At 54.6% G+C, this 25,194-nt stretch carries 27 protein-coding genes, 1 tRNA gene and 1 pseudogene; 26 read left to right on the top strand and 3 right to left on the bottom strand.

Annotated features, from left to right (window positions below):
- Positions 1-87: 87 nt before the first annotated feature.
- The 3 genes from CPH89_RS15000 (at position 88) to CPH89_RS14990 (ending at position 2,339) form a co-directional block, all read left to right on the top strand.
- Positions 88-717, top strand: coding sequence for a DUF1780 domain-containing protein (locus CPH89_RS15000; protein WP_053254334.1), 630 nt, complete (start codon positions 88-90; stop codon positions 715-717).
- Between the two features lie 89 nt (positions 718-806).
- Positions 807-980: a DUF3094 family protein gene (locus CPH89_RS14995; RefSeq protein ID WP_016976295.1), complete on the top strand. Its 174-nt coding sequence runs from the start codon at positions 807-809 to the stop codon at positions 978-980.
- A gap of 60 nt (positions 981-1,040) precedes the next feature.
- Positions 1,041-2,339, top strand: coding sequence for an NAD(P)/FAD-dependent oxidoreductase (locus CPH89_RS14990; RefSeq protein WP_053254333.1), 1,299 nt, complete (start codon positions 1,041-1,043; stop codon positions 2,337-2,339).
- Between the two features lie 177 nt (positions 2,340-2,516).
- Here CPH89_RS14990 and CPH89_RS14985 read toward each other — a convergent pair.
- Positions 2,517-2,593: transfer RNA gene (locus tag CPH89_RS14985), tRNA-Pro, on the bottom strand.
- Between the two features lie 240 nt (positions 2,594-2,833).
- On the opposite strand from CPH89_RS14985, the gene CPH89_RS14980 reads away from it, so the two are divergent.
- From CPH89_RS14980 to CPH89_RS14885, 20 genes are all read left to right on the top strand, one after another.
- On the top strand, positions 2,834-3,694 hold the full coding sequence (locus tag CPH89_RS14980) for a ParA family protein (RefSeq protein WP_032877846.1): 861 nt from the start codon (positions 2,834-2,836) through the stop codon (positions 3,692-3,694).
- Between the two features lies 1 nt (position 3,695).
- Positions 3,696-4,454, top strand: a complete 759-nt coding sequence (locus CPH89_RS14975; RefSeq protein ID WP_053254332.1) for a hypothetical protein — start codon at positions 3,696-3,698, stop codon at positions 4,452-4,454.
- Complete coding sequence (locus CPH89_RS14970; RefSeq protein ID WP_053254331.1) at positions 4,454-5,152, top strand: DUF2786 domain-containing protein; 699 nt, start codon at positions 4,454-4,456, stop codon at positions 5,150-5,152. The genes CPH89_RS14975 and CPH89_RS14970 overlap by 1 nt, the downstream gene beginning before the upstream one ends.
- The gene (locus CPH89_RS14965; protein ID WP_053254330.1) at positions 5,149-5,868 is read left to right on the top strand and encodes an HNH endonuclease signature motif containing protein; all 720 of its coding nucleotides are present in this window, start codon (positions 5,149-5,151) and stop codon (positions 5,866-5,868) included. The genes CPH89_RS14970 and CPH89_RS14965 overlap by 4 nt, the downstream gene beginning before the upstream one ends.
- Complete coding sequence (locus tag CPH89_RS14960; protein WP_053254329.1) at positions 5,852-6,070, top strand: hypothetical protein; 219 nt, start codon at positions 5,852-5,854, stop codon at positions 6,068-6,070. Before CPH89_RS14965 ends, CPH89_RS14960 begins: the two co-directional genes overlap by 17 nt.
- Positions 6,067-7,416, top strand: coding sequence for a replicative DNA helicase (gene dnaB, locus CPH89_RS14955; RefSeq protein ID WP_053254328.1), 1,350 nt, complete (start codon positions 6,067-6,069; stop codon positions 7,414-7,416). The genes CPH89_RS14960 and dnaB overlap by 4 nt, the downstream gene beginning before the upstream one ends.
- 180 nt (positions 7,417-7,596) lie before the next feature.
- Positions 7,597-8,118 (top strand): hypothetical protein, encoded by a 522-nt coding sequence (locus tag CPH89_RS14945; RefSeq protein WP_053254327.1) that lies wholly within the window; start codon positions 7,597-7,599, stop codon positions 8,116-8,118.
- Positions 8,115-8,354 carry a type II toxin-antitoxin system HicA family toxin gene (locus CPH89_RS14940; RefSeq protein WP_081006328.1) on the top strand — a complete coding sequence of 80 codons (240 nt, stop codon included), beginning with the start codon at positions 8,115-8,117 and terminating at the stop codon, positions 8,352-8,354. Before CPH89_RS14945 ends, CPH89_RS14940 begins: the two co-directional genes overlap by 4 nt.
- Positions 8,354-9,355 (top strand): nucleoid-associated protein YejK, encoded by a 1,002-nt coding sequence (gene yejK / locus CPH89_RS14935; RefSeq protein WP_053254326.1) that lies wholly within the window; start codon positions 8,354-8,356, stop codon positions 9,353-9,355. The genes CPH89_RS14940 and yejK overlap by 1 nt, the downstream gene beginning before the upstream one ends.
- A 33-nt stretch (positions 9,356-9,388) precedes the next feature.
- Positions 9,389-9,625, top strand: coding sequence for an Arc family DNA-binding protein (locus CPH89_RS14930; protein ID WP_053254325.1), 237 nt, complete (start codon positions 9,389-9,391; stop codon positions 9,623-9,625).
- Positions 9,622-11,394 (top strand): ParB family protein, encoded by a 1,773-nt coding sequence (locus CPH89_RS14925; protein WP_053254324.1) that lies wholly within the window; start codon positions 9,622-9,624, stop codon positions 11,392-11,394. The genes CPH89_RS14930 and CPH89_RS14925 overlap by 4 nt, the downstream gene beginning before the upstream one ends.
- 28 nt (positions 11,395-11,422) lie before the next feature.
- Positions 11,423-12,118, top strand: a complete 696-nt coding sequence (locus CPH89_RS14920) for a DUF2857 domain-containing protein (protein WP_053254323.1) — start codon at positions 11,423-11,425, stop codon at positions 12,116-12,118.
- Positions 12,115-13,419: an STY4528 family pathogenicity island replication protein gene (locus tag CPH89_RS14915; protein WP_053254322.1), complete on the top strand. Its 1,305-nt coding sequence runs from the start codon at positions 12,115-12,117 to the stop codon at positions 13,417-13,419. Before CPH89_RS14920 ends, CPH89_RS14915 begins: the two co-directional genes overlap by 4 nt.
- Before the next feature lie 53 nt (positions 13,420-13,472).
- Complete coding sequence (locus tag CPH89_RS30150; protein WP_141125140.1) at positions 13,473-14,219, top strand: hypothetical protein; 747 nt, start codon at positions 13,473-13,475, stop codon at positions 14,217-14,219.
- Complete coding sequence (locus CPH89_RS14910; protein WP_053254321.1) at positions 14,212-14,937, top strand: PFL_4669 family integrating conjugative element protein; 726 nt, start codon at positions 14,212-14,214, stop codon at positions 14,935-14,937. Before CPH89_RS30150 ends, CPH89_RS14910 begins: the two co-directional genes overlap by 8 nt.
- 5 nt (positions 14,938-14,942) lie before the next feature.
- Positions 14,943-15,482 carry a DUF3158 family protein gene (locus tag CPH89_RS14905; protein ID WP_053254320.1) on the top strand — a complete coding sequence of 180 codons (540 nt, stop codon included), beginning with the start codon at positions 14,943-14,945 and terminating at the stop codon, positions 15,480-15,482.
- A 15-nt stretch (positions 15,483-15,497) separates the two neighbouring features.
- On the top strand, positions 15,498-15,959 hold the full coding sequence (locus tag CPH89_RS14900; protein ID WP_053254319.1) for a single-stranded DNA-binding protein: 462 nt from the start codon (positions 15,498-15,500) through the stop codon (positions 15,957-15,959).
- A gap of 106 nt (positions 15,960-16,065) precedes the next feature.
- Entirely contained in the window at positions 16,066-16,503 is a 438-nt protein-coding gene (locus CPH89_RS14895) for a hypothetical protein (protein WP_053254318.1), read from the top strand.
- Positions 16,504-16,671: 168 nt separating this feature from the next.
- The gene (locus tag CPH89_RS14890) at positions 16,672-16,869 is read left to right on the top strand and encodes a CrpP family ICE-associated protein (RefSeq protein ID WP_081006327.1); all 198 of its coding nucleotides are present in this window, start codon (positions 16,672-16,674) and stop codon (positions 16,867-16,869) included.
- A 252-nt stretch (positions 16,870-17,121) separates the two neighbouring features.
- The gene (locus CPH89_RS14885; protein ID WP_053255339.1) at positions 17,122-18,045 is read left to right on the top strand and encodes an Abi family protein; all 924 of its coding nucleotides are present in this window, start codon (positions 17,122-17,124) and stop codon (positions 18,043-18,045) included.
- A gap of 127 nt (positions 18,046-18,172) precedes the next feature.
- Here CPH89_RS14885 and CPH89_RS14880 read toward each other — a convergent pair whose 3' ends face one another.
- Positions 18,173-18,499, bottom strand: a complete 327-nt coding sequence (locus CPH89_RS14880; RefSeq protein ID WP_053254317.1) for a hypothetical protein — start codon at positions 18,497-18,499, stop codon at positions 18,173-18,175.
- A gap of 220 nt (positions 18,500-18,719) precedes the next feature.
- On the opposite strand from CPH89_RS14880, the gene topA reads away from it, so the two are divergent.
- The 3 genes and pseudogenes from topA to CPH89_RS14865 all read left to right on the top strand — a co-directional run.
- Positions 18,720-20,624: a type I DNA topoisomerase gene (topA, locus tag CPH89_RS14875; protein WP_053254316.1), complete on the top strand. Its 1,905-nt coding sequence runs from the start codon at positions 18,720-18,722 to the stop codon at positions 20,622-20,624.
- A 110-nt stretch (positions 20,625-20,734) separates the two neighbouring features.
- Entirely contained in the window at positions 20,735-22,615 is a 1,881-nt protein-coding gene (locus CPH89_RS14870) for a hypothetical protein (protein ID WP_053254315.1), read from the top strand.
- Positions 22,612-24,024: pseudogene (locus tag CPH89_RS14865) on the top strand (SNF2-related protein); the annotation flags it as partial. The gene CPH89_RS14870 and the pseudogene CPH89_RS14865, both read left to right, overlap by 4 nt.
- A gap of 18 nt (positions 24,025-24,042) precedes the next feature.
- Here the strand turns inward: CPH89_RS14865 and CPH89_RS14860 are convergent.
- Positions 24,043-25,193 (bottom strand): IS3 family transposase gene (locus CPH89_RS14860; RefSeq protein WP_096236793.1). Its coding sequence is split into 2 segments (ribosomal slippage): positions 24,043-24,959 and positions 24,959-25,193, totalling 1,152 coding nucleotides; the frame shifts between segments, so codons are not numbered across the junction.
- Between the last annotated feature and the right edge of the window lies 1 nt (position 25,194).

Below are 25,194 nucleotides of genomic sequence, written 5' to 3'. Positions count from 1 at the left end.
CTCGGCATAACGGTCGAGTCGCCAGTCTACACCGCCGTTTTAAAGCAAGACTTCCTGCGGTCATCATTTGAACGCTAAGCTGCGAATATGGATGACTCAGATTACCTGCGCCTGCTCACCGTAGCGGCCGAACAAGCCAACGCGTTTCTGTCCAATGCCCGCAAATGGGAGCGTGAGCGTTGGGTCTGCCAGCGCCTGCTGCAAGGCTTGAATGTGCCCTACCGCGCCGAAGAGTTTCACCCCGCGGGGCAAGAGCCGCCTGACGTGTTGTTTCGCGACGCCAGTTTCGAGGTGTTTTTCGTCCTGGATGAGGGCCGCCGCCTCAACGACGAATGGCGCGATGAATTGCTGCGCCGACGCAGTGCGTTTTCCTTGAGCCAACTGGTGCGTCGCGAGGCCAAGCCGCGGCGCATCCCCGCCCATGAGTTCTTGCTGCGCCTGGCACCGACGCTGCGCAAAAAAGCCCATAACTATAAGGAACGCGGGATGGACCTGGGCGAGCTGGACCTCATCGCCTTCACCAGCCTCAAACGTGAAGTGTTGGACCTCAACAGTCATTTCCCGCCCCCCACCGAATACCTGCGCCAGGGTTGGCGCTCACTGTCATTGGTAGGCCCCACCTTTGCCCGCGTGCTGTTCGCCCACCCGGACGCGCCGGACTTCTTGCGCAACAATCTGGGGCGCAGCATAGTATTCGACGTGGGCATCAGCCTGTGACGCGGGCACGGGCTACGCTTGTGGCGAGACCGCCATTCCCCTGACTGTAACGTGGCGCCCTTTTGCAACGTCTACCTGACGAGGCCTTTATGACCAGCCGCCTGAACCCCGATGACCAGCAGCATGTCGAAGAGTACCTGCAACTCTCCCAAAATCGAGTCGAGCGCAAGCCTTTCCGGCCCTGGCTGCTCCTTGGTGTGGTGCTGGTGGTGGTGATCGGCCTGGGTCTGCTGAGCCGCCTTTTGAGTTACCTGACGCTATGAGCTGCCTGGCGCTCGCGAGGGTAACTGCTCCGATTTCTTTTAGCCTTGCGAGATATCCCCATGACCCATCGTATTATTATCGTCGGCGGCGGCGCCGGCGGCCTGGAGTTGGCTACCCGCCTGGGTAAGACTCTGGGTAAGCGTGGCACCGCCAACATCACGCTGGTGGACACCAACCTGACCCATATCTGGAAGCCCCTGCTGCACGAGGTGGCTGCCGGCTCACTGAACTCTTCGGAAGACGAACTCAATTACGTCGCCCAGGCCAAATGGAACCACTTCGAGTTCCAACTGGGGCGCATGAGCGGTCTTGACCGTGAACAGAAGAAAATCCAGCTGGCCGCCACCCTCGATGAAGAAGGCCGTGAGTTGGTGCCCGCGCGCGTGCTGGGCTACGACAGCCTGGTGATCGCGGTCGGTAGCACCACCAACGATTTCGGCACCGAGGGCGCAGCGCAGCACTGCCTGTTCCTCGATACCCGCAAACAGGCCGAACGGTTTCACCAGCAGTTGCTCAACCACTATCTGCGCGCCCACGCGGGCCAGACCGATGTGGAAGAGAAAATCAGCGTTGCTATCGTTGGCGCCGGGGCAACGGGCGTGGAGCTCGCCGCGGAACTGCACAATGCCGCGCATGAACTGGCGGCCTACGGCCTGGACCGGATCAAACCGGAAAACATGCACATCACCCTCATCGAAGCCGGCCCGCGGGTATTGCCTGCGCTGCCCGAGCGGATTGGCGGCCCTGTGCATAAAACCCTGGAAAAACTCGGGGTGACGGTCTTGACCAACTCGGCGGTCAGCGAAGTGACGGCCGACGCCTTGATCACCAGCAGCGGCCAGGTCATTCCTGCCAGCCTGAAGGTGTGGGCTGCCGGGATTCGCGCTCCGGCTTTCCTCAAAGACATTGATGGGCTGGAAACCAATCGCATCAACCAATTGCAGGTCTTGCCGACGCTGCAAACCACTCGCGACGAAAACATCTTCGCCTTTGGTGACTGCGCCGCCTGCCCTCAAACCGGGACCGACCGTAATGTGCCACCACGCGCTCAAGCGGCTCACCAGCAGGCGTCATTGCTGGCCAAATCGCTGAAATTGCGGATCGACGGCAAGGACCTGCCCGCCTACAAGTACACCGACTACGGCTCGCTGATCTCGCTGTCGAGATTTTCGGCTGTGGGTAACTTGATGGGCAACCTGACCGGCAGTGTGATGCTGGAAGGCTGGCTGGCGCGGATGTTCTATGTATCGCTGTACCGCATGCACCAGGTCGCGCTGTACGGGTTTTTCCGCACGGCAATGCTGATGCTGGGCAGCAAGATTGGGCGTGGGACTGAGCCTAGGCTCAAATTGCACTAATAACACGCAGCCGTGTGGGAGCGGGCTTGCCCGCGATGGCAGTAGATCAGCACACGCTATACACGCTGATAAGACGCCATCGCAGGCAAGCCCGCTCCCACATTTTTTTGCGTGGTGCCTTAGCTTTCCAGCAGACAAAAAAAATCCCCGTATCTTTCGATACGAGGATTTTTAATATGGTCGGGGTAAGGGGATTCGAACTCCTGACATCCTGCTCCCAAAGCAGGCGCGCTACCGGACTGCGCTATACCCCGGAAAAAAAAGGCGACCTCTCAGTCGCCTTCTTCGATCAGCGCTTTTGGCCTCTGATCTTAAGATTCGATTCCAGCGTTAACTGGTCTCAAAAATGGTGGGTCGTGTGGGATTCGAACCTACGACCAATTGGTTAAAAGACAATTGGTTTAGTGCTTCAGAGCCCAGGATCGTGTTCGCTACACATAGCTGTTTCCGTGGCCTCGCAGCCTCTAATGAACCCACATTAGAGGCTCCAAACCATGAAAATCTCTGCGGTCGTTTCGACCAAAGGCGGCGTAGGCAAAACCACCATCGAGGCCAACCTCGGCGCTTTTTGTGCGGATGCAGGGCTGCGCGTGCTCCTCATCGACCTAGATCCTGCACAGCCCTCACTCTCCTCGTATTACCAATTGGTCGATGAAGCTCAGGGCGGCATCTACGACCTGCTGGCATTCAATATCACCGAATCAGCCAAGATCATATCCAGCACAGCGATTCCAAACCTGTCGCTTGTCATTTCCAACGACATCAACAACCAACTGAACAGCCTGCTCCTGCAAGCACCTGACGGACGGTTGCGACTCGCCAACCTGATGCCGGCGTTCAAAGACCATTTCGACCTGGTACTGATTGACACCCAAGGCGCCAGATCGGCCATGCTCGAAATGGTGGTCCTAGCCTCTGATTTGGTCATCTCCCCGCTTCCGCCCAATATGCTCGCTGCTCGGGAGTTCAGCCGGGGAACCATGCAGATGTTGGACGGCCTGCGCGCCTATGGGCGCCTGGGCATGAAAATCCCTCCCGTGCGGATCGTCGTCAACAATCTCGACCAAACCACTGACGCGCAAATGATCGAGCAGTCGGTACGGGAAATTTTCCAGGACAATGACGAAATCAACGTTCTGGATAGCGTCGTCCCCAGCGCAGTGGTGTTTCGTAGCGGTTCTTCACTGGGCGTCCCAGTACATCGCCTGGAATACCGACAGCCTTCAAACCGAATATCTCCGGCAGCCCTAGTCGTCATCCGCCGTTTGGCCATTGAGCTTTTCCCAGAATGGCGTGACCGCTTCGAGGCCATGACCGAGGAAAAGGTAGCCAACTTGGTGAGGGAGGGTCGTTGAAATGGCGAAACCCTCCATTACCGACGCCCGCAGTATTACTGCAGATCTCATCCTAGAGGTTGGCAAGTACTACAGCGCTCAGCAATTGCGCAGCTTGCAAGCCAAGTTCAGTGGAACCGCACGAGAAATCAGAGCCCTGACAAGCGGTTGCCATCTGCCCGGTCGGATTGGCGCCCAGTTGAGCGTTGAACAGATTCAGCTTTTGCAAGACGCAGCGAAGCTAATCGAGTCAGTGAACTCGAACATAAAGCACGCGAAGGAAAAGCGCGGCCGCGACGAAAGCCAAGCCAAACAGCGTCAGCAAGGTCGATATGCCGAAGCCAAACGTCTGGTAGCTGAAACATATCCAGAACCTTTTGTTCCTGAGTCAACGGCTTTGGACCCTCTCCTAGATATTCTTAAAACAGCGCTGACGCTCAATCGCGCAGACGTTTTCAGGAATGGTTATTCCCCAAGGGAGTTCAATCTCAGGCTCCGTGATTACCTATCGCCTGCCAGAACTCGAAAGCTTATTGGCTGGACCAGCCCAAGTGCCTTTTGGATAAGCACGGTTCTCTCTCTGCGTAATGACGTTGTGCAAACTGTTGAGCAAGAGATTGCTTACGACGATGGCTCGAGTGTTCAAAACCGTCTTGACGCCTTGAAACAGAAGGTTGCGGACTGTCTTGCCCACACTCACCTCTCTGCTGATGAGGAAGAAACACTTCGCCTGTGGTCAGAGGCGCTCTCCCCCCGCCTTCAACAGGGAGGGGACGACTAATGGACAAGCAAAAAGTCCTCAGCAAGGTCGCCAAACTCATGGCGCTGGCCAAATCACAAGGCGCTGCCCCAAACGAAGTGGAAATTGCACTTCGCCAAGCGCGCCATTTGATGAAGCAGTACAACCTGGAACACACCGAAGTCGCTGCCCATACAATCGAAGAAGCCATTGTGGGTACCAAAACCCGTCGGGCACCGCAGGATTGGTTGCACCACCTGGCCTCAATCTGCTCCCAAGCCTTCGATTGCAGCCACTTGGCGTATTTCAATCCGTTACTTGGCTGGTCCTTCAAGTTCTTAGGGAAAGGTATTTCACCCGAGCTGGCAGCTCACACCTATTCATCGCTGCATCACCAGCTTGTCGCAGCCCGACGAGCTCATGTTGCCAAGCAGAAGCGCTGCAAACTGAAAACCAAACGTCACCGCGGCCAACTGTTTGCAGAGGGCTGGCTCAATGCCGTCGCCTCCAAGGTGAACCAGTTTGCAGGCGGGATAGACGAAAACACTGCGCTGGAGATCCAAGCCTACCTGGAATGGCACCATCCAAAACTAACACTAGCCATTATCAAGCCCATCGAAGCCAAAGGTCATGACACCCGCTCTTTGCAAGCGGGATGGGACCAGGGCAAGCATGCCAGGCTGCATCGTGGTGTTGTACAGCAGTCGCAAGGAGCCCTTGGGCATGGGGGGAGACAATGAGAATTCATTCGCTTTCACCTTTGGCCATGGCTGCGCTGGAACAAGCCAGATCCCAGCTTGGGCTTACCCCGGTTCACAAACACCATGTTTGGAGTGAGGCAGAAGAGCGCACGCTCATTGCCCGTTATCCCGATGAACCGACTCATGTCCTAGCCGCCGAATTGGGGCTCAGCGTCTATCAGGTCTACGCCAAAGCCAAACGGCTGGGTTTGAGCAAAAGCACCGAGTTTCTTCGCAGTAGTCTCTGTGGCCGGCTTGACGGCAAGTTGGGCGCTGAATTCCGCTTTCCCAAGGGTTTTGTCCCGTGGAATAAGGGCCTCAAGGGGCTCCCCTCCTCTGGCCGAATGACTCAAACGCAGTTTAAGGCGGGGAATAAACCAGGGAACTGGCTCCCTGTTGGCAGCCTGCGCACGACTCCTGACGGCTATCAGCAGAAGAAAATCACCGATACCGGTTATCCACCCGTTGACTGGAAAGCGGTGCACGTACTGCTCTGGGAGGAGCATCACGGACCAGTCCCTTTAAACATGTGCGTGTGCTTCAAGGACGGCAACAAGGCCCATATAGCCCTGAATAACCTGGAGTTGCTTACGAGGGCAGAGCGCATGCGTCGTAACACCATTCATCGGTATCCGGAAGAGCTGAAATCCGCAATACGCGCTATCGGCAAACTCATACGCACCATCCGGGAGGTTGAAAATGAAGAACAAGATTGAAGATCTACGTAATCACCTGTTCGTCGCGATCGAGAGCCTCCTGGACCCAGAAAAACCAATGGAAATTGAACGGGCTAAAGCGGTAGCGGAGGTTGCTCAGGTCATGATCAATTCAGCGAAGGTTGAAGTCGACATGGTCAAAGCCCTGGGGGCACGCAACGGGAGTGGTTTTCTTCAGATAGGTCAGGAGTCAGAGAAATGAATCACCTTGACCTATCACCGCCCTACTCCGTAGAGGCTGAACAAGGTGTGTTAGGTGGGCTACTGCTCGACAACAACACCTGGGATCTCGTCGCGGACAAACTGGATACCTCTGATTTTTTTCGACACGACCATCGGTTGCTGTTCCGGACAATGGCAAGCCTTGCTGACAAGTCGATTCCGTTCGACATCGTCACCGTCCACAACGCGTTGGAGGAGCCAGACGAAGCCGGAGGGCTGAGCTATCTGGGCGAGCTGGCCAAAAATACGCCGTCTGTAGCCAACATCGAGCATTACGCATCCATCGTGCGTAATCGCTCTCGGCTCAGACAGCTCATGTCCCTTGGATACCAATGCTCTCGCGAGGCGACAGACCCGCTGGCAAGTGCGGAGGATGTTCAGGAATCAATTGAACAGCAACTGTTCGCTCTGAGTGGAGGCAAGAGCGCAACGGAATTCGTAAACATCAACCAATGCCTGACGAACGTCGTTGAACAAATAGACGAACACTTCAACGGCAATATCACCGTGACCGGCCTGCCGTCAGGCCTGGAGGATCTGGACGAGCTGACGTCGGGTTTTCAAGAAGCCGACCTGATCATCCTCGGCGCGCGCCCGTCTATGGGGAAGACCTCTCTGGCCTTGAACTTCATAGATACGGCTCTGCAGGCAAAGCTTGATCGTACAGTTCAGGTTTTCAGCATGGAAATGCCGGCCAAAGCATTGATGTATCGATTGATGGGCATCCTAGGCCATATCGATCTGGGCAAGCTATTGAAGGGCAAGCTCGATGATGATGATTGGCCGAAGCTGACTGCAGCGGTTTCTCGTATCAATGGCTATGGCGAGCGCCTGGTCATCGACGACTCATCAGCGCTCACGCCTGCAGTAATCAGAGCCAAATCTCGTCGAGCAGCTCGTCGCTTCGGGCACCCGAGCTTGATCATGATCGATTACCTGCAGCTCATGCGCTGCCCAGGTCAGGAAAACAGAGCCAACGAGATCAGCGCTATATCCCAATCCCTCAAGGCCCTGGCGAAAGAGATGAATTGCCCGGTGGTTGCGCTTTCCCAGCTCAACCGAGATCTGGAGCGTCGGCCAAATAAGCGTCCGATCAACGCAGACCTCCGTGATAGCGGTGCGATTGAACAGGACGCGGACCTGATTATGTTCGTCTACCGGGACGAGGTGTACCACCCTCAGAGCGAACACAAAGGCATTGCAGAAATCATTCTCGGCAAGGCGCGTAACGGCCCAACTGGGACCGTACGAACAGCCTTCATCGCCAATCAGACCCGGTTTGCCAACCTCAGTCCCAACGCCGGCTGGCAAGGGGCTCAACTATGAAAAAGCACACCTCAGCGATGAATACTCTCGTCCGCATCACTCACTGGTGCCTTCAATGCGATAGCCACCACCCAAAACATCAAGTGAGTGGCGCTCCAGCCTTACCCGGCGGTGAAGTGGACGAGCTTATTTGCCCTACTTGCAATAGCTATGACATCGAGGAGCTTCAGGAGGTGTCGGATGCACAGTAGCGCCGAGCTATTTCCTAGTATCCATGCCGGTGCCGTGTTCGAAGCCTCTTCCGTGGCTCATGCCCATAAATCTGGGATAAACCCAGTGGAGCTCGACGCATTAGCTCAAGCGATCGGCCGCCTTGCTCGTGACCACAGCACCGTGGTCCCAATGAGCATGCGTGAGGATCTGTTGGAGTTTGAGAAGCTCGGCTACGTCGAGCTGACCAACACGCCCAGCGCAACAATTACCGTTGAACTGCTCTGCGCGGGCGCCTTGCTATCCAGTTACTTCTGGTCGGTTTGGGTGCCCCGCTACCTCCAGTGCTGCTCGCTGAAAGTGGCCGTCATGTCTCATCTGCAACACCCCGCGGAAGTTCAGCACTGCAGCGTGGTGTTCCGCGTGCCTGGAGCACGTGAGGCTACGCGTCACTTTTTGCATGAGCTCGGTACCAAGTTTCCTGGCGACCAGGCTGAAATCATCGCGATCCAGACCGGTAACGTTCTGGCAGCCAGGGATGCAGAGCTATGACCACCAATCTCCTACGCGGAAAAAGCGAGAGCCTTCGTGTACTCGTGAAGTTTGCTGAAGCGAATGGCTGGACGGTGTCTCGCACTCAAGGTGGCCACATCAAGTTCACCAAGTCTGGCCTTGGATCGATTTACACCTCATCAACCGCAAGCGATTACCGCTCAGGCCTTAATGCCAAAGCCCGTATTCGTCGTGCTGATCGACCTCAAACCCTACATTCGCAGGAGGCAATCTAATGCCTATCCGTCATTGCATCGTCCACCTGATCGACAAAAAACCCGATGGCACACCAGCTATTCTCCAGGCACGCGATTCGGAGCTATCCGAATCGGTCGCCATCGAGAACATGCTTGCCGACCTCAACGAGAGCTATAACGCCAAACAAGGCAAGGCCTGGGGTTTCTTCCATGCCGAGTCCGGCGCGCACCCGTTTAGCGGCTGGTTAAAGCAGTACTTTGAAGGTGGCAAGGACTTCACGGCCTTCAGCCACACGGCGGTCGAGCATCTGCAAAAGCTGATGGAAGAATCCAATCTCTCCACCGGTGGCCACGTACTGTTTGCCCATTACCAGCAAGGCATGACCGACTACCTAACTGTTGCCCTGCTCCATCACAGTGAAGGCGTGGTGGTCACTGAAGATCTGGACGTCACTCCTTCACGCCACCTGGACGTTGGCCAGCTGCACCTGGCGGCGCGTATCAACCTGTCCGAGTGGCAGAACAACAAACAGTCCAAGCAGTACATCTCGTACATCAAAGGCAAGAACGGTAAGAAGATCTCGGGGTATTTCAGCGACTTCATTGGCTGCATGGAAGGCGTCGACGGCCCGGGCGAAACCCGCACCCTCCTCAAGGCGTTCAGCGACTTCGTTGAAAACGAAGACCTGCCAGACGAATCGGCCCGCGAGAAAACCAAGGCCCTGGTGGACTACGCCACCAGCCAGGCCAAGCTCGGTGAACCCATGGGCCTGGAGGAACTGTCGGGCCTGATCGATGAAGATCGGCCCAAGGCGTTCTACGACCATATCCGCAATAAGGACTACGGCCTGTCGCCGGAAATCCCCCTGGATAAACGCACTCTCAACCAATTCCGTCGGTTCACCGGCCGTGCCGAAGGCTTGTCCATCAGTTTTGAAGCGCATCTGCTAGGGGACAAGATCGAGTACGAAGAGGCGTCCAATTCATTAGTCATCAAGGGGTTACCTACCCAACTCACTGATCAGTTGAAACGTCGCTGAACACACTTTCTACCCTAGGCATCGGAGCCCACCATGAGTAACAAACCAAAGCGTCTGCATGAAGAAAAATTCGTTATTCGCCTTCCCGACGGGATGCGCGAACGCATCGCGTTGGAAGCACGTGACAACGCCAGGTCGATGAACTCTGAAATTGTTTATCGGCTGGAGACAACTGTCGAACTTGAAGCCGCTCTAGATCGTGCTTTGAAAATTATTGACCAGCTTTTGGCGGCAAGCCCGGCTTATGAGCAGCCAGGAGCCAGAGTATGAAAGCGTCTTTGGCCCAAACCATGAAAGATAAGCTGTTGCTTCCCGCGTTTGAATCGAAGTCGCCGGTGGCAGCGCGAATGAGCGATCCCATCGTCGATACCCCCATGCTGTTGACCCTCGACGAAACGCTGCCGTATGACGAAAACCCAAGGACGACTCGTAACCCGAAGTACGATGAAATTAAAGAGTCGATACGGAATCGGGGACTCGATACGCCACCTCCCGTCACTCGTAAACCTGGGGAAGATAAGTACCGGATCCGCAACGGCGGCAACACTCGCCTGGCAATTTTAAACGAGTTGTATCGTGAGACCGGCGACGAGAAGTACTTCAAGTTTCACTGCCTATTTCGCCCCTGGGACGCCGTTCGGGGCGAAATCATCTCGCTCACCGGCCACTTGGCTGAAAACGACCTGCAAGGCCAGCTCCTGTTCATTGAGCGGGCTATTGGGGTCGTCAAAGCGAGAGCCTTGTATGAAACAGAGGCAGGGGAATCTATCTCATTGCGTGAGCTTTCACGGCGGCTAAGCGCAGATGGCTACCCTATCTCTCATACGCACATAAGCCGAATGCAGGACGCCATCCGCTACCTGCTTCCTGCAATTCCTACAGTGCTGTATTCCGGACTAGGTGTGGACCGAGTTTCGAAGCTTCTTTCTTTGAGAAAGAGCGCCTTGCAGTGCTGGGAGCGCAATTACCAAACGCAAGAAAATGGGCCGATTCTAGAATTTGAGACAATCTTTCAAGATGTATTGTCCCAGTTTGAGGGCGATGCAGAAGAGTTTCTGTTCCAGCGATTCCAGGACGAACTAATTGATCAGCTCAAAAAGCCTTTAAATCTCGGTTACGAAAAGATACTGCTGGAAATCACTCAGAACCAGGACCAGTTGCGGCGCTCAACGCCGGTTCTTGAGCTGCCACAGTACCCTGCATCGCAATTTGAGGGGGGGACTCAACTTAACGCTTCAAACAATGGCATTGAGGCTAATCAGAACCCTCTACAACTACCCCCTACTCCTTCGGGGGGCAGCACACATAAGACGACGCACTCCAAAGAGAGACCTTCACCTCAAAGGGGGCAACAGCAACTGGTCCCTACTCCGCAAGAGCAAATGAGCCCACAAGAGCGCCAAGCACGTATCGATGGGCACGTTGCGAGTCCTGTGAAGACTTCTCCCAGAGTCGACAAGATGAAACGGGAGCTCGCTGCGCTTGACGGCGAGGTCTTGCCCGACTTCGCCTCCAATGCTCTGGTGGCCATACCTGTTCAAGCAGGCGGACTCAATCCCATTTCTGACCTTTGGTACATCGAGCGCGAAATAGACAATACCGCAACCCTGCGTCAGCACATCGCTCAATTGGCTCGCGAAATAGCCAGCTCGGTCAAAGCCCCAGGTCAATTTATCGAAATCGATGGTGGCGTCGGGTTCAGCTACCGACACCCCGAAGCGGAAGTCGAAATTACTGCCACAGCCCAACATACCTTGACGCTGCTCCAGTCTTTGAGCGGCTCAATGGCCATCGTACTGAAAATGATTCAGCAGCAACCCGAGCTTCAAATCGACGCGTTGGCCGACTTCGAGTTCGCAGCAGGGCTGGGCCAGATCTTACTGGGCCAGCCTCACACAAAAGATCAGCCCCCTGAAAGTGAATGCCGTCTCAGCGACGGCGCACTAGTGAAGCTGTTCCGCATTATTCGTCTCGCAAGACGTTTGATTGATCTGGAAATCCAGTCAGTCGCTAACAACGGTCCGAATTCAGCCAGTTAACACACGGACTCTACAAGGGGGAGTCGACATGTCCAAGACACCAATAAATGAAGCGATCCTGTCACAGGTGCTTCATCACATGCGTAATGGCCAACTTCGACGCTGCATCGAAATGGGCCTGGAGCCAGAGATATTGGCTCAGCTCCAACAACCTTCAGTACTGAGCTTGCTGCTTAACACTCCCGTGTCTTGGTGCAACGTCACCATTGATGGGGACATGGTAAAAAAACTGCTGTCAGGCGCGCAGCGTTCTGATGAAGAAGTGCGCATGATTGAACGTGCGCTGCGACTTGGCGCGACTACACAAATGTTGCAACAGTTCTTTGGGCTGTCTCCGCAGGATGTGGCACTTCAACGCCTCATGATCGGCGTGACGGCACGTCGTGGCCGGTGGAGGGAATTCAGTGAGGAGATGGACGCTCAGCTTTGGTACCGATGGACGCACCTTATGCAAGAGCATCAGGTTGAGCTAGGGGACAGTCTGGCGTTGCTGGATATCGCCATGCTGGTCGCCGAGGAACTCAATGCTCCACAGGATACTAGTCCAGATGAAACCCACGAAAACCTCAGCCTGGCCATCATCTGGCATCGCATCCAGTCATGGATAAAGGAAGGGCTATACCCTCCTGCAAACCCTGGTCTCCCGCGGAGGCTTCAGCTTGTGTCTTCTCAACGACTTGCACAGCCTGCAGCGAGATCGGTGGAAGGTGACTCTGTATTATGAGGTTGTCTCGGCTCCCCTTGTCGACGCTTTTAGACTCGGCCTCGGGTCACCTTGAAGCTCACTTGCTTCAGAAAAAAGAGTCGGCGCCTCCGGGGATTGAAGGGGCTCCCCCCTACTCCGGAATAATTTTCAGCGGGAACCCACACGAGACGGTACCTCGCCGATTGCTTTTGGATGATCGCTTAACCCCGCTTGAAAGAAACACCTGGCAGGTATTTCGCCTACTGATCAATGACGACGGCCTTACGGCGTTCCCTACCTATGACCAGCTGCGGCCATATTTGGGTATGCAACCCGGTAGGCCGGCATCACGTGAAACTGTATCAAAAGCATTAGTGACCCTACGGCTAACCCGTTGGCTTAGCCTGGGGCGACGGGTGCGCAATGACCTGAGCGGACAAGTGCAAGGCAATGTCTACCTGCTTCATGACGAACCGGTCACACCGGCCGAAGCTCTAGAGTTCGACAAGGACTACTTGCAGCTACTCGCGCAGTCAATGCAGCACCAGACCAAGGTGATTCGCGAAGTAGCGGAAATTGCCTGGAAGGAATTTGCAGCTGATCCTGACGTTGGCCAACGCTTACCTAGCCGGCTGGACATCATCGAATCCCGAATGAATAGCCAGGCCTGGACCAAAGCGCAGGCTCCAGTCGTTATCAAAGCGGCTGAGTTCGGAATCCGAACTCAGCAAAATATAGCTCTATCTCCACTGAGTTCGGATACCGAACTCAGTAAAAAAGACCAAGAGCGAATCGCTTTGAAGCAGAGTTCGGATGCCGAACTCAGCCGTAAATCCCTGAGTTCGGACTTAGTTCGGCATCCGAACTCATATAGTACGTATACAGATACACACAAAGATGTTTGTAAAAGCTCTGTACATGTACCGCCCACACCAAACGACATGGCTGCCGATTTACTCGGTGCACTGCATCGTCTACCGGTCGAACAAAAACAGAACGCGGTCATGGCGCTGCAAAAGGTTCCAGCAGAGTTGAAACCGGCGCTCATCAAACAATGGGTCCACCGCTGTGACTCGGGAGGTGTCCGTAACCCGCTGGGTTACTTGATGACACTCGTCGGAATGGCCGTTCGCGGCGATTTCAACAGTCAATGGAACCCTGACGACAAGGCAAAAGCGAGCCACGAGCGTCAAGACGCTTCAACCCCGCCAGAGGGCACAGAGCAGCCGACGAAGACGGTAACTCAACCCCCCCGTAGCCCTGAGTCGATACAAACCGCAAAACACACACTCAGCGGAATGTTGCATCTGCTGAAGCCTAATCGGGGTACACATCCGTGATGTTAGGCGGAAAACGAGTTCATCGAGGTAACGCGGCCAACAGCACACCGGCCATGGCCGGAATCTGGACCGACGACACAGCAAGTGTTGTGGCCCACAACACCTTGTCAGGATCCGGCATCGATGGTGGCAGCCATGCAAGTGGTGCGGCCCGCACCACCTCGGCAGGGTCCGGCATCGATGGTGGCAACCATGCAAGTGGTGCGGCCCGCACCACCTCAGCAGGATCCGATACTGGTGCCGGCAGCAATACAGATGATGCGGCCCACACCACCCCGGCAGAATCCGGCATCGATGGTGGCAACCATGCAAGTGGTGCGGCCCGCACCACCTCAGCAGGATCCGATACCGGTGCCGGCAGCAATTCAGATGATGCGGCCCACACCACTCCGGCAGAATCCGGCATCGATGGTGGCCGACACGCAAGTGGTGCGGCCCGCACCACCTCAGCAGGATCCGATACCGGTGCCGGCAGCAATAAAGATGATGCGGCCCACATCACCCCGGCAGAATCCGGCATCGATGGTCGCATCCATGTAAGTGGTGCGGGCCGCACCACCTTCGCAGAATCCGGCATCGGTGGTGGCAGCCATGTAAGTGTTGCGGCCCGCAACACCCCCACAGGATCCGGCATCAGTGGAGGTCATCAGCTCACTTGCGAGTTACATCTCTTCCTATATATAGAAGCATCAACAAATCCCCTTCCATCGGGCTACGCATTTAATGCTGCGTCTCCTATAGCCAAATTGCAGCATGGGTACGTCAATCCTCTTCCCAAGGAAACACTGCACCATGGCTGATAACTTCCGGCTCAACATCGGTTCACTGCGCAGCGATGTGAAGCTCACCCTTCACACTCACCACGCCGCTCGTATATGGATGGGGCGCCCTAAAAATGACCTCAAAGCCGGCATCATCGGTCTGTCAGGGTTCTGCACTGTCGTCAATCGGATGTCTCGTGGCGCCCAACAGGATGATCCCTACTCTGACTGGTGGATGATCCTCCTCGAAGAGAAGATCAACGATTCCAAGGAAGCGTTAAAGACCATCGAAGATCGCCTCGACAAAGCCATGGCCTCCCTTCCGCCGGCCATCAGCATTAGCGAAAACCTGTCGATCCAGCCTGTCAGCCTCCCGCTGTACATCTCCAATCCCCTCGGATTTCAGGCCGTGTACCTGCTGACGAACTACGACGAAATTGTCAGACGCATTTTGCTGGCCCAGCACGTTGGCCTTGTTGGCCGGCACGATATGGAAACCTGGATTGATGAAGGCGCAGCGGTACTGCGGAGACTGTTTGGCCTGGCCCAGATCTATAAATACTCAGGCGCTGCTCGCGACGACTTTGCAGCAAACAATGCCAAAGCTGAAGCAGCCCGCAAAATGTACGAGCGCTACGGTGAGCTGCCACAGGACATCTTGGAAGGCACCCGCCGTTCGAATTTCGCTCCACCGATCATCCGCGGTCAGAAGCAAACCGAGACGGATGATCATCTCGATGACTCCGTTGAGGGTTAAAGAGCATGGGCCAAATTCCCTCCAATCATGGGTCGCTGCAACAGACCGCCTTTCGGCCGCTGCAACAGGAAGCCTTTCAGCGACTGCAACAGGCAGCCTCACTAAAAGGCCTTTTAAAGCCTTTTAAAGGTAAGGGGGAGCTGACCCAATTTGCCGATCTTTGCCGAGCTCAAGAATCGGACTTAAAAGCTCTTGCCCAGGAAGTGCTGAGCCAGGCCCGCCGATATCCATTCACCCTTGTTCCAGTGCGGTTGACTGAACAGAACACCCAAGCTGGTACCCAGTTTTTGAGATGGCAGCAGGTGACAGATCGGCGTATGGGCGTAGGGGTTTGGGTAGAAATGATGGGTTCACCCAGAACACCGGAATCCATGCTGCAGGATCTTTACGCGATGGAGCTGCAGCGCATCACTTTGAACATGCAGATGAGTTTGCTGCACTCGATCACCAAACAGGCCGCCGAGTGCGCAGAAAAAATGGGCCAGGCAGAGGCCGTGTATGCCGCTCGCCTGCAGCAGCCTACCACCTCAACGCAACACCAATAACCTCGGAGACTACTCATGGGCACGTCCGTACAAGGCTGGGAAGGCAATATCGGCTCCGCACCGGAATTCAAAGAGTTCCCCAACGGCAACAAGGATCCGCGTCGGCTCGTGCGGATCAACGTCTACTTCGACAATTCGATTCCAGACGGTAAAGGTGGCTACGAGGACCGTGGCGGGTTCTGGGCAAACGTGGAGTGGTGGCACAAAGACGCGGAGCATTATTCACAGCTGTTGCAGAAAGGCATGCGCGTGATGGTTTCCGGTCGCGCTGTTATGGATCGCTGGAAAAATGACGAGGGTGAGTTCGAAGCTTTGAAAATTCAGGCCAGCCGAGTCGGTATGCTTCCGCACCGCGTCACCATGGTGAATCTGGCGCCCTCACAAGGCCAGAACTCGCAGCAATCAAGCCGCCCTCAAGCGGCTCCGCAACCATCCCCAGGTTCGGATGGCTATCCAGACCCTGACGAACCGTTCTGACAGGGGCCTTAATTTTCGGCCCATACGTGAAGTTGTTGGCGTTGGGGAAGCCGGTTCATCGTCTTCCCCAACCTCGTTCTGGAATCCCTCAAAGTCGGAGTCGCAGATGGATGAAATTGAGACGGATACAGCCGGCTACGTTGTAGTTGTCGCGGAGCACCCAGTCATTGGCCGTGTCTTCTGGGCTTACTTCGATGAAAGCAATGTCAACGCACCCGATTACTTCGGATTCACCTTGAGTATTCAAAGCGCATCATGGATTCCCATAGGGTGGAGGAACGACCGGAACCTATCAGGTGGCGGTGGGAGCAGGGGTTTAGCTGCTTGGCAGGCTCACATTTTTCTCCACACTATTTTCGATGAGCATCGTCTGGGCAGTGAGTACAGAGCGGACTTTGACGCCGCAGGTAAATTGACGGATCGACTGCTCGGAGGACTTGAGCAGTTACGGTTGCAAAGCAAACAATCCACGCAGGATTTTATCCGTTGGATTTGGGCAACTGAATGGTCGGATGTACCAACGGCGTTTTTTGCTGACGAATAGCATCAATTTGACATCGGCAAAAAATCGCGCCATTCGTGTCACTTCTGGTGGTGATAACCTACAACTCGGCAACTGGTAGCGTGATGATTAACGCTTTTTCAGATGCCAAAAAAACGCCCATCCACGATGCTACTGTTTGATTGATCTGTTCTTCGAGGAGCGCAGCCAATGATCCAACCATCAACGCCTTTAACATCGGTGGATAGGCGTCAATTCAATAACCCCCACGCGGCCGTGCAAACTGCCGGTACTACAGCCGCCCGAAAAGGGCTTCCGGTGTACAGCTGCCCATACCACCATCCTGCAATGCGTGCGTCATGGCTGAAAGGGTTTGCCCAGGAACAGCAAATGGGCCTTCATTTCTAGTTGTAGCGCCTATCCATGGAGCTTGCAGAAGCGGGAACGATACTTCCCCCTCAACCCCAGCGTTCGGCAGATTGACGCAGAGGCGCGAATGATCGATAATTGGCACCAATAGCGCCCGATCCTCTGGGGCTGGCTTGTCCAGCTCTATGTTTGGGCCTTCTTATTTATGGAACATGGAAGTTGCAACAGCTAGCGCCCCCCAAGCCATTCCGGACCTATACCGACCTAGTTGCCTTGCTGGCTGGACGAGGGATGGGCATTGCAGATCCATTACGAGCAGAACGTAAACTCGCCCAGGTAGGCTACTACCGCCTCAGTGGTTACTGGTTCCCTGCTCGTGAGTTCGTTCGGGATCAGAATCAAAATGTTGTGCTTTGCCGCGCAACAAAAAAACCTCTTCGACAAGATACCTTCCTGCCAAATTCATCATTCGATGACGCTTTCAGTCTCTATCTGTTCGATAAAAAACTTCGTCAACTGATGCTCGATGCGATTGAGCGAATTGAAATCCATGTAAGGACCGTAACCGCCCATGAGGTTGGTTATCACGGTCCAATGGCATACACAGATCCAAACTTCATAAATCCCAAGCAGACCCAGAACTGGACTGACCGTCGAAAAAAGCAGCGTAATACCTGGCTGGAATGGCTTGATCGTCAAAACGGCTTAGTGGCCAGAAGCCAGGAAGACTGCATCGAATGGCATAGGCAAAACCATAAGGCCATTCCGTTCTGGGTAGCAGTTGAAGCCTGGGATTTCGGCACGCTCTCCAAGTATTTCGAAATACTTAAAGGCAACCATCAGAATCGGATAGCACAGCGTCTCGGCGTTTCAAACTCTAGGACGCTCAAACACTGGCTCCAAGAAATAAACACACTGCGCAATCGCAGCGCTCATCACACTCGCATCTGGAACCAAGTATCAGCGAACGCTGTTCCCGACCTTCCGGCCGAGCAGTATTTTCAAACGTTGAATCTGGACCGTAACGCGCTAACGCGTCTTTATGGGCAGATTTCCATCATATGGTTTCTTGTGCAACGGATTGGTCCAAGTTCTGACTGGATCCGTCACGTCGCAGACGTCATCGACTCCAAGCCTGACCTTCCCGGCTGCTCCTTTGCGTCCCTCGGACTGCCTACGGAAGCTGGATTTCCACGGCACTTGTTTGGCATCTGATACACAGACTCCATCCACCCAGTGCTGTCTCAGGTAATCAGAATAAAGGGCTTTGCCCAGCAACAGTAACTGTCGTTGGATCTCTAACAGGAGACGCCCAGTTATTGGGCATCTCTCTAAGTGTTGATCATTCGTACTCCAGCGAATCCTCATCATCGTCAATCTCGACGGTAAAAGAAAAATTAGCCTTGATGGTTCCCGGAGTCACATCTGAGCCGTCAATTTCTACGCCACCAGTGCTGAAAAATTTCTCAGTGTAATAAATAACCCAAGTGAAAGTTTTGCCTGATGTCTCAGCTGTGAATGACGCAGTACACTCAACATCATCTTCGCTAAAACGCTGAGGGCGCACCACAGCGAAAGGACCCTGTTTCAAACTCGACGCCTGAATTGTGTAATCTTGCCCTTCGAAAGCGACCACTGCTGTTCCCGTTGCCTGAATCATATAAGCCATATTTGCCTTCCTTGCATTCTGTCGGTAAGGGTGGAGATTCTACGAACCAGAATGGCATATAGCTACTATTCTGCGCAGATATTTCAGATTCCATTGCATCGATCAGGCAGTACTGGTGACTATTCATAAATCACCTTCACTCTCAGCCTACATTTCTCATTGATGCTCTTCCCGCAGAACCGCGACAGTCCCTCTCTGCATACACGAGAGGGTGCAACCCATGAAGCTGCTGATCATCGAGGCACCTGGTAAGCTGAAAAAGCTCCAGCCAATGATGAAGAAGCTACGCCCAGGCGAAGACTGGCAGGTGGTTGCCAGTGGTGGGCACATCCGCGACCTGCCGGCCAAAGGTCAGGACGACAGCATGATCACCACCGGAGTACGTAAAAACTACACACCGGTGTATGAGATCCTGGATAAGAGCGCCAGGGCCGTCAAAACCATCAAAGCCGCAGCGAAACAGGCCAGTGAAATTTACCTCGCTACCGACCCTGATCGCGAAGGTGAAAGCATCAGCTGGCACATCCAGCAGGTACTGGCGGTCAAAAACTACAAACGCATTACTTTCAACGAGATCACTCTCAAGCGCGTTGAAGAGGCACTAGCCAATCCAAGACAAATCGATCTCAACAGGGTTGCCTCACAGGAATGCAGGCGTGTGCTTGACCGCTTGGTGGGTTACCTGGTGACCCAAGAGTTGCGGCGCCTGATGGGCAAACCTACTTCCGCTGGCCGCGTTCAATCGCCCGCCGTGTTTCTTGTGGTCTTGCGCGAACGCGAGGTCCGCAACTTTCAGGTGATCAATCACTTTGGCGTGCGTCTGTTCTTTGCCGATGTAAGTCGGGGCACCACTTGGTATGCCGAGTGGCAACCGGTACCGGATTTCGCAAGCAAGGACTTCCCCTATGTTCAGGATAGCAACCTGGCTCAGCACGTCGCCGGCACTCGAAATGTGGTCGTGGAGTCCTGCGAGGATCGCAAGGCCGAGCGTCATCCTCCTGCACCATTTATCTCATCCACTCTTCAACAGGCCGCCAGCAACGCGTTGAAATGGGATCCGGACAAAACCATGCAGGTGGCCCAGCGCTTGTACGAGCAAGGCGTAATCACTTATCACCGGACGGACAACCCCAATGTTCCGGATGAAGCCATGGACGATATTCGAACGGTTGCTAAAGCCCTCGGGATGACGGCCGTCGACGAACGGAGGACGTTTAAGTCCGCGGAAGGCGCGCAGGAAGGCCACCCTGCCATCACACCAACATATTGGTCCGAAAGATCCGCCAGTGAAAACGATGACGAACTGGCCCTGTACAAGTTGATCTGGGTTCGGGCATTGGCCAGCCAGCTCGAAGCCGCCATCTACGACGTGCGCACTGCTAAGCTGCTCGCCGTTGGTCCTGGCGGTAAAGCGCTGCGCTTCACTGCATCGGGCAAAACACTCTGCCACCAGGGATGGCTGAAGGTGCTCAAGGGCGATGATACGGATGAGGAGGAAGACGCAGAAGCAAACAACCCCGTGCCAGCGCTCACTCCAAAACAGATTCTGTCAGTCCACAGCGGCGAACTGCTCAAGAAGAAAACCCAACCACCTTCACGCTACACCAAGGCCAGCCTGATCAAGGAAATGGAACGGCGCGGTATCGGTCGTCCCAGTACATTCGCCTCGATCTTGAAGAACATCACCAACAAAGGCCTGATCGAGGAAAAGAGCCGCAAGCTGGTACCGGCGCCGCTAGGAGAGGAAACTATCGCGAAGCTGGAAGGGTTCTTCAGTTTCGTGGAGCTGGATTTTACGCGGGAGCTGGAGCGCGACCTGGACAAAATCGCCCAGGGCCAAGACACCTACGGCGCCGTCGTTGCACGTCTGCATAAGCGACTGGAAGAGGAACTGTCTCAGCAACGTGGAATGCCGAGTGTGGCGATGACCTCCGCGCCACGCGCAGCTGCATCTGGTGGTGCTTTCAACTGTCCGAAATGCAATCAGCCCCTCGCAAGGCGGCAGAAGAAAGGAGACGGTGGATATGACTTTTGGGGGTGCACGGGCTTCAAATCGAATGGTTGCAAGGTGAGTTTTCCAAACTTGAATGGCAAACCCGATCTCAATAAACCCAGAGGGGGTTGACCTCTGCCATTGTCGATACAAATCACCGTCAACGCCGTTACGCATTAACCCTGGAAGCCGACCGCGCCTATACCTGACATTCCTCTGCGAAATTGCAGAGGAGGTCATGGGTGAGCGAACAGAAGAGACAATCGGTGTTGGGACTGCGCCTCTTAGCGCCGAAGCTGGAGAAGTTCTCTGACCGACAAATTGAAGTCGCCCAGACCTGGGCTTTGCATTTTAGCGTACCGCCCTCCCGACTGACCTCATTCATCGAGACCTATCTGAGTTCAAACGTCCACACTCGGTGCTGGTGCGTCACCCTGCCCTCAACAAGTGATCAAATACGGCCAGTCTTGGCTAGAATCGGCGATCACCTCCAGTACTTCGATGGTCATCAGGTTAAGGCCTGCAAAATCACCAGCAAGGACCGCGTCCACAAGAAAAAACCCACCGCACTGGTGGCCCAGCAGCTACTGCTCAGGTTTGAAAAACGCTGGTATGCAGACGTCCTCCTGACCTCTTTCTGCAAGTCGGCTGGAGAGAGGGCGAAAGCCCTGTCGATTGAAGATCTCGGAAGCTTCAATCGCAGAGGCTCCGATTCAATGGTGGGCAACAATCGGTACTTCAATCCCCGAAACCGGTTTTACCTGAAGCAGATTGGCAGCACGCTGAAGCAGTTTTGCCAGTGCCTGGATCAGGAACTACTGTTCGCCGTTCGTTCAGTGCAATGCCCCTCCCCAAAGCTCTATAACTGGCTGGCTCAAGGCGACCGGATACGCCGAATGCAGGCGCTTAAAGCTCAACCGGTGCTGGTCCCCCTCTTATTGTTGGTAAATCAGTGGCCGTGGCCGTGGGATGGTCAGCAACAGGTTTTCCTAGACAGTCCCTGGGAACAACTCCAAGAGTTTAGACCCACCTGGTGCGACGACACCTACTTGGTGGAATCCAGAGAGTGCCTGGTAGGCCGCATCGCGGACGCTGGCCTCCCACTTATCGACATCTTGGCATGGCTCTTACAAGCGCCAAGAACATCAGTTCGGTACTTGGGCCAACAACGCGTTTTTGATACCGGCAGCGCATTGACGCGAATAAGCCGAGAAGGTCCGGAGACCCCGTGGCATCGATTGCTGCTTGGAGCCTCAATGGGCAACCGCCGCCCCTCGACTAAGACGCACTGGAAGACTTTTTTTGCATTGCTGGATAAGATTCCCTATCAACTTTTGGAACATACAAAAGACTGGGGCAGGTTGTTCTCAGGATGCCCGATAGAGTGGTCCAACCCTGATTGGCCTCAAATTGCTGATCAGCTGCAAGATCTGAATGATGTTTTTAATAGCATTGATGAAAGCCATGGTCCCGATGCCCGTGAAGCACTGCAAAAACTCAAAAGCTTCATTGCTACTGCAACTTATCACCAGATCGCCAGCTTGGTAGATGGCTTTCACCTGGCATTGATAGACATACGTGAAGCTCTTGATGCCGCTGATCCGCAAACAAAAACAGACTCTTTAACTCCGTGGAGACCGCTGCTTAGTTCAAACGACACACCACTCGTAAGCCCGAATGGGCTGCAAATTGTCGAGCTGAAATGCCCAGCGGACCTTGATGCAGAACATCGAGCGCTGGGCCATTGCATTGATGGTTACGACTACAGCGCTTATCGGGGCAACTGTCGTCTTTTTTCAGTACGCGAAAACGGGCAATCATTGGCCTCTGCCGAAATCCAAATGGATGAGAGTGCCTGGGGCGAGACACCGGCAAAATTGACTCCTAAACACCTGGTCACGATACAACTGAGGGGGCTCCGCAATCTCACACCTAAATCGGGCTCAAGGGTTGACCGGGCTTACCAGTGGTTTTGGGCAAAGATCAAATCGGGTGAACTCGCCATCAATCTGGAATGGCCCGACCAAACCCTATCCATGTCTCGCTATACAAATCGAAACCGGAAACAACTGCACGCTCAAGGGTGCGCAGAATGGATCAACCTGCGCCTGAGCAGAACATGAGCCGTCCGCGTCTCATAAACGGCCGGCAGGAACTGGTCGAAAAGGTGACCTTCGACGGCTATGACTTCGGGATCCTGCTGCAGTACGTCGAGGGGGCCAACCGCCTGTTTCTTGAGCGTGATGGTTTCTACATCCGTCGTGCGGAGCATCCACATCATCGATATTGGCGATTGCCGAAAGGCAAGTTATTGGACGACCTGAATATGCTCTTTCACCGCCTGATGGAGTTGACCGAAAGCCGTTTCAACGAGAGCTGGCAGACCTTCTCCGCAAAATTTGCAGACGCGCAACAATCACCAGACCAGCAAGCATTCACCTGGGGTTTAACTTTCAGAATTGCTCCACTGGCTCAGGGGGGCATTCTGTTGTCTGGCGACTATCACCCTGGAGCCGTTGCTGTATCTCGCCGTATGCACGGCGTGTTCCTTGGCCAGTCCAAGTCTTGGCGCATTGATTCGACCGCCGAACTGGTGCGCTCAAACCTCATACTTGAGCTGGGGCTTTCTGAAGATCAGTTCGAGATCCTCGACACCGTGCAGGAGCTGCTGACCGACGGATCTATTGTTCCCGCAGATGAAGTAACTCGCATCAGCCTCGGAGGTCCGCCCCAAGAGCGCGCGGCTCCGTCTGGTAACGAAGATGTTTCAACCGACGTTTACCTTGCCGCTGTGCCATCCATCGAGCGGACCGAGTTCACCACTGAACAAATCGATCTGGCCCTGGCGAGTTATTCATTGCTCAGCCATCAACCAGCGGGCATCCGGCATTTGCTGCAACGGACCAGTGCATTGCTCGCCGATGATATGGGCCTTGGAAAAACACGTCAGGCCATCATCGCTGCCGCTATTCGAGCGGGAGACCGCCCCATCCTTGTCATCACTTTGTCGACTCTGATTATCAACTGGCAACGTGAAATCCAGATGGTGTATCCCGAAGCCAGAATAGGTCAGCAGGTGTTTGATCCGTCGTTGCAGTGGACCATCGTCAACTACGAGCGCTTGGGCGACTATGTCCTGCAGGCCGGCCATTTTGAAGTGATGATCATCGATGAGGCTCACCGTCTGAAAGAGCCCACCGCAGCATGGACGCGCCATGGCTTCGACATTGCAGCCAAGGTTGCCAATCGTTATTTGTTGACCGGTACACCCGTCCTGAATCGAGAGTCAGAACTTCACACGCTATTGCGGCTTTCCGGCCATCCCGTTGGAAAGCTGTCACTCAAGGAGTTCTGCGAACAGTTCGCCGGCAGCCCGGAATTTCGCAAGAATCTTCGAGATGCGATTGGCGACTGGATGCTTCGTCGACGTAAAGACGTGCTCACAGATCTCAAGGGCAAGCAGCGTCAGACTTTGCCGGTAGAGCTTTCAGTCGAGGAACGTCGTGAATACGACCGGATACGCCTTGAAGACTGAATCGCCCCGGATTCTTTAGACACCTTGCAAGCTCATTGCGTAACGCTTTTCAAACTCTACCGGTGACAGCTGATTGTTGAAACCATGGCGGCGTTTTACGTTGTAGAACATCTCGATGTAATCGAACACATCACTCCGAGCATCTTCCCGCGTGGTGTAGATTTTTCGCTTGATCCGTTCCCGTTTCAGAAGCTGGAAAAAGCTCTCGGCCACGGCATTGTCATGACAGTTGCCTCGGCGACTCATGCTGGCAACCAAATTGTTTGCCTTCAAAAAGCAGCGCCAATCGGAGCTGCTGTACTGGCTGCCCTGGTCGGAGTGAACCATCACCTCCTGTTTCGGTTTTCGCCTCCAAACCGCCATCAATAACGCATCAATTGCCAAATCACTGGTCATCTGCGACTTCATTGACCAGCCAACGACCTGACGGGAAAACAGATCCAGCACCACCGCCAAATACAGCCAGCCTTCATACGTGCGAATGTAGGTGATGTCGGTGACCCAAACTTTGTTGGGTTCTACGACATCGAACTGGCGCTTCAGCAAATTGGGTGAGGCGACCGCTGGCTTACCGCCGTACTTGCCAGGGCGGCGTCGATACCCTGTCTGAGAGCGCAGACCTTCAAGACGCATCAGCCTCGCCACACGATGGCGACCACAATCCTCACCGACCTCGCGCAGATCGTCATAAATTTTGCGATAGCCATAAACACCGCCGCTCTCCAGCCATGAATGCTTGATCAAACCCAGTAATCGTTGGTCGTCTTTAGCGCGTGCAGATTGCGGCTCAGACAACCAAGCGTAATAACCACTGGGATGGACTTTCAGCGTCAGGCAAAGCCGCCGAATGGAATAGTCGCCCGCTCGCTGCTTGATAAAGGCGTACTTCAACCGCACTCCTTGGCAAAGTACGCGGCGGCCTTTTTTAAGATGTCTCGCTCTTCGGTGACCCGCTTGAGTTCCGCTCGCAGACGCCGCAGTTCAGCGTGCTGATCATCGTCTTGCTGCCGTTCTGCCTGAGGTTTGCTGTAGCGCTTTATCCAGGCATAGAGGCTATGCGACGACACGCCAAGACGCGCCGCCACATCAGCGACAGGCAGCTTCTTTTCGGTCACTTGATTGACCGCTTGGATTTTGAATTCTTCGGGATAACGTGGGTTGCTCATG

The sequence above is a fragment of the Pseudomonas fluorescens genome, from assembly GCF_900215245.1.
Taxonomy (GTDB): domain Bacteria; phylum Pseudomonadota; class Gammaproteobacteria; order Pseudomonadales; family Pseudomonadaceae; genus Aquipseudomonas; species Aquipseudomonas fluorescens.
This window is presented reverse-complemented; position numbering and strand designations above follow the sequence as displayed.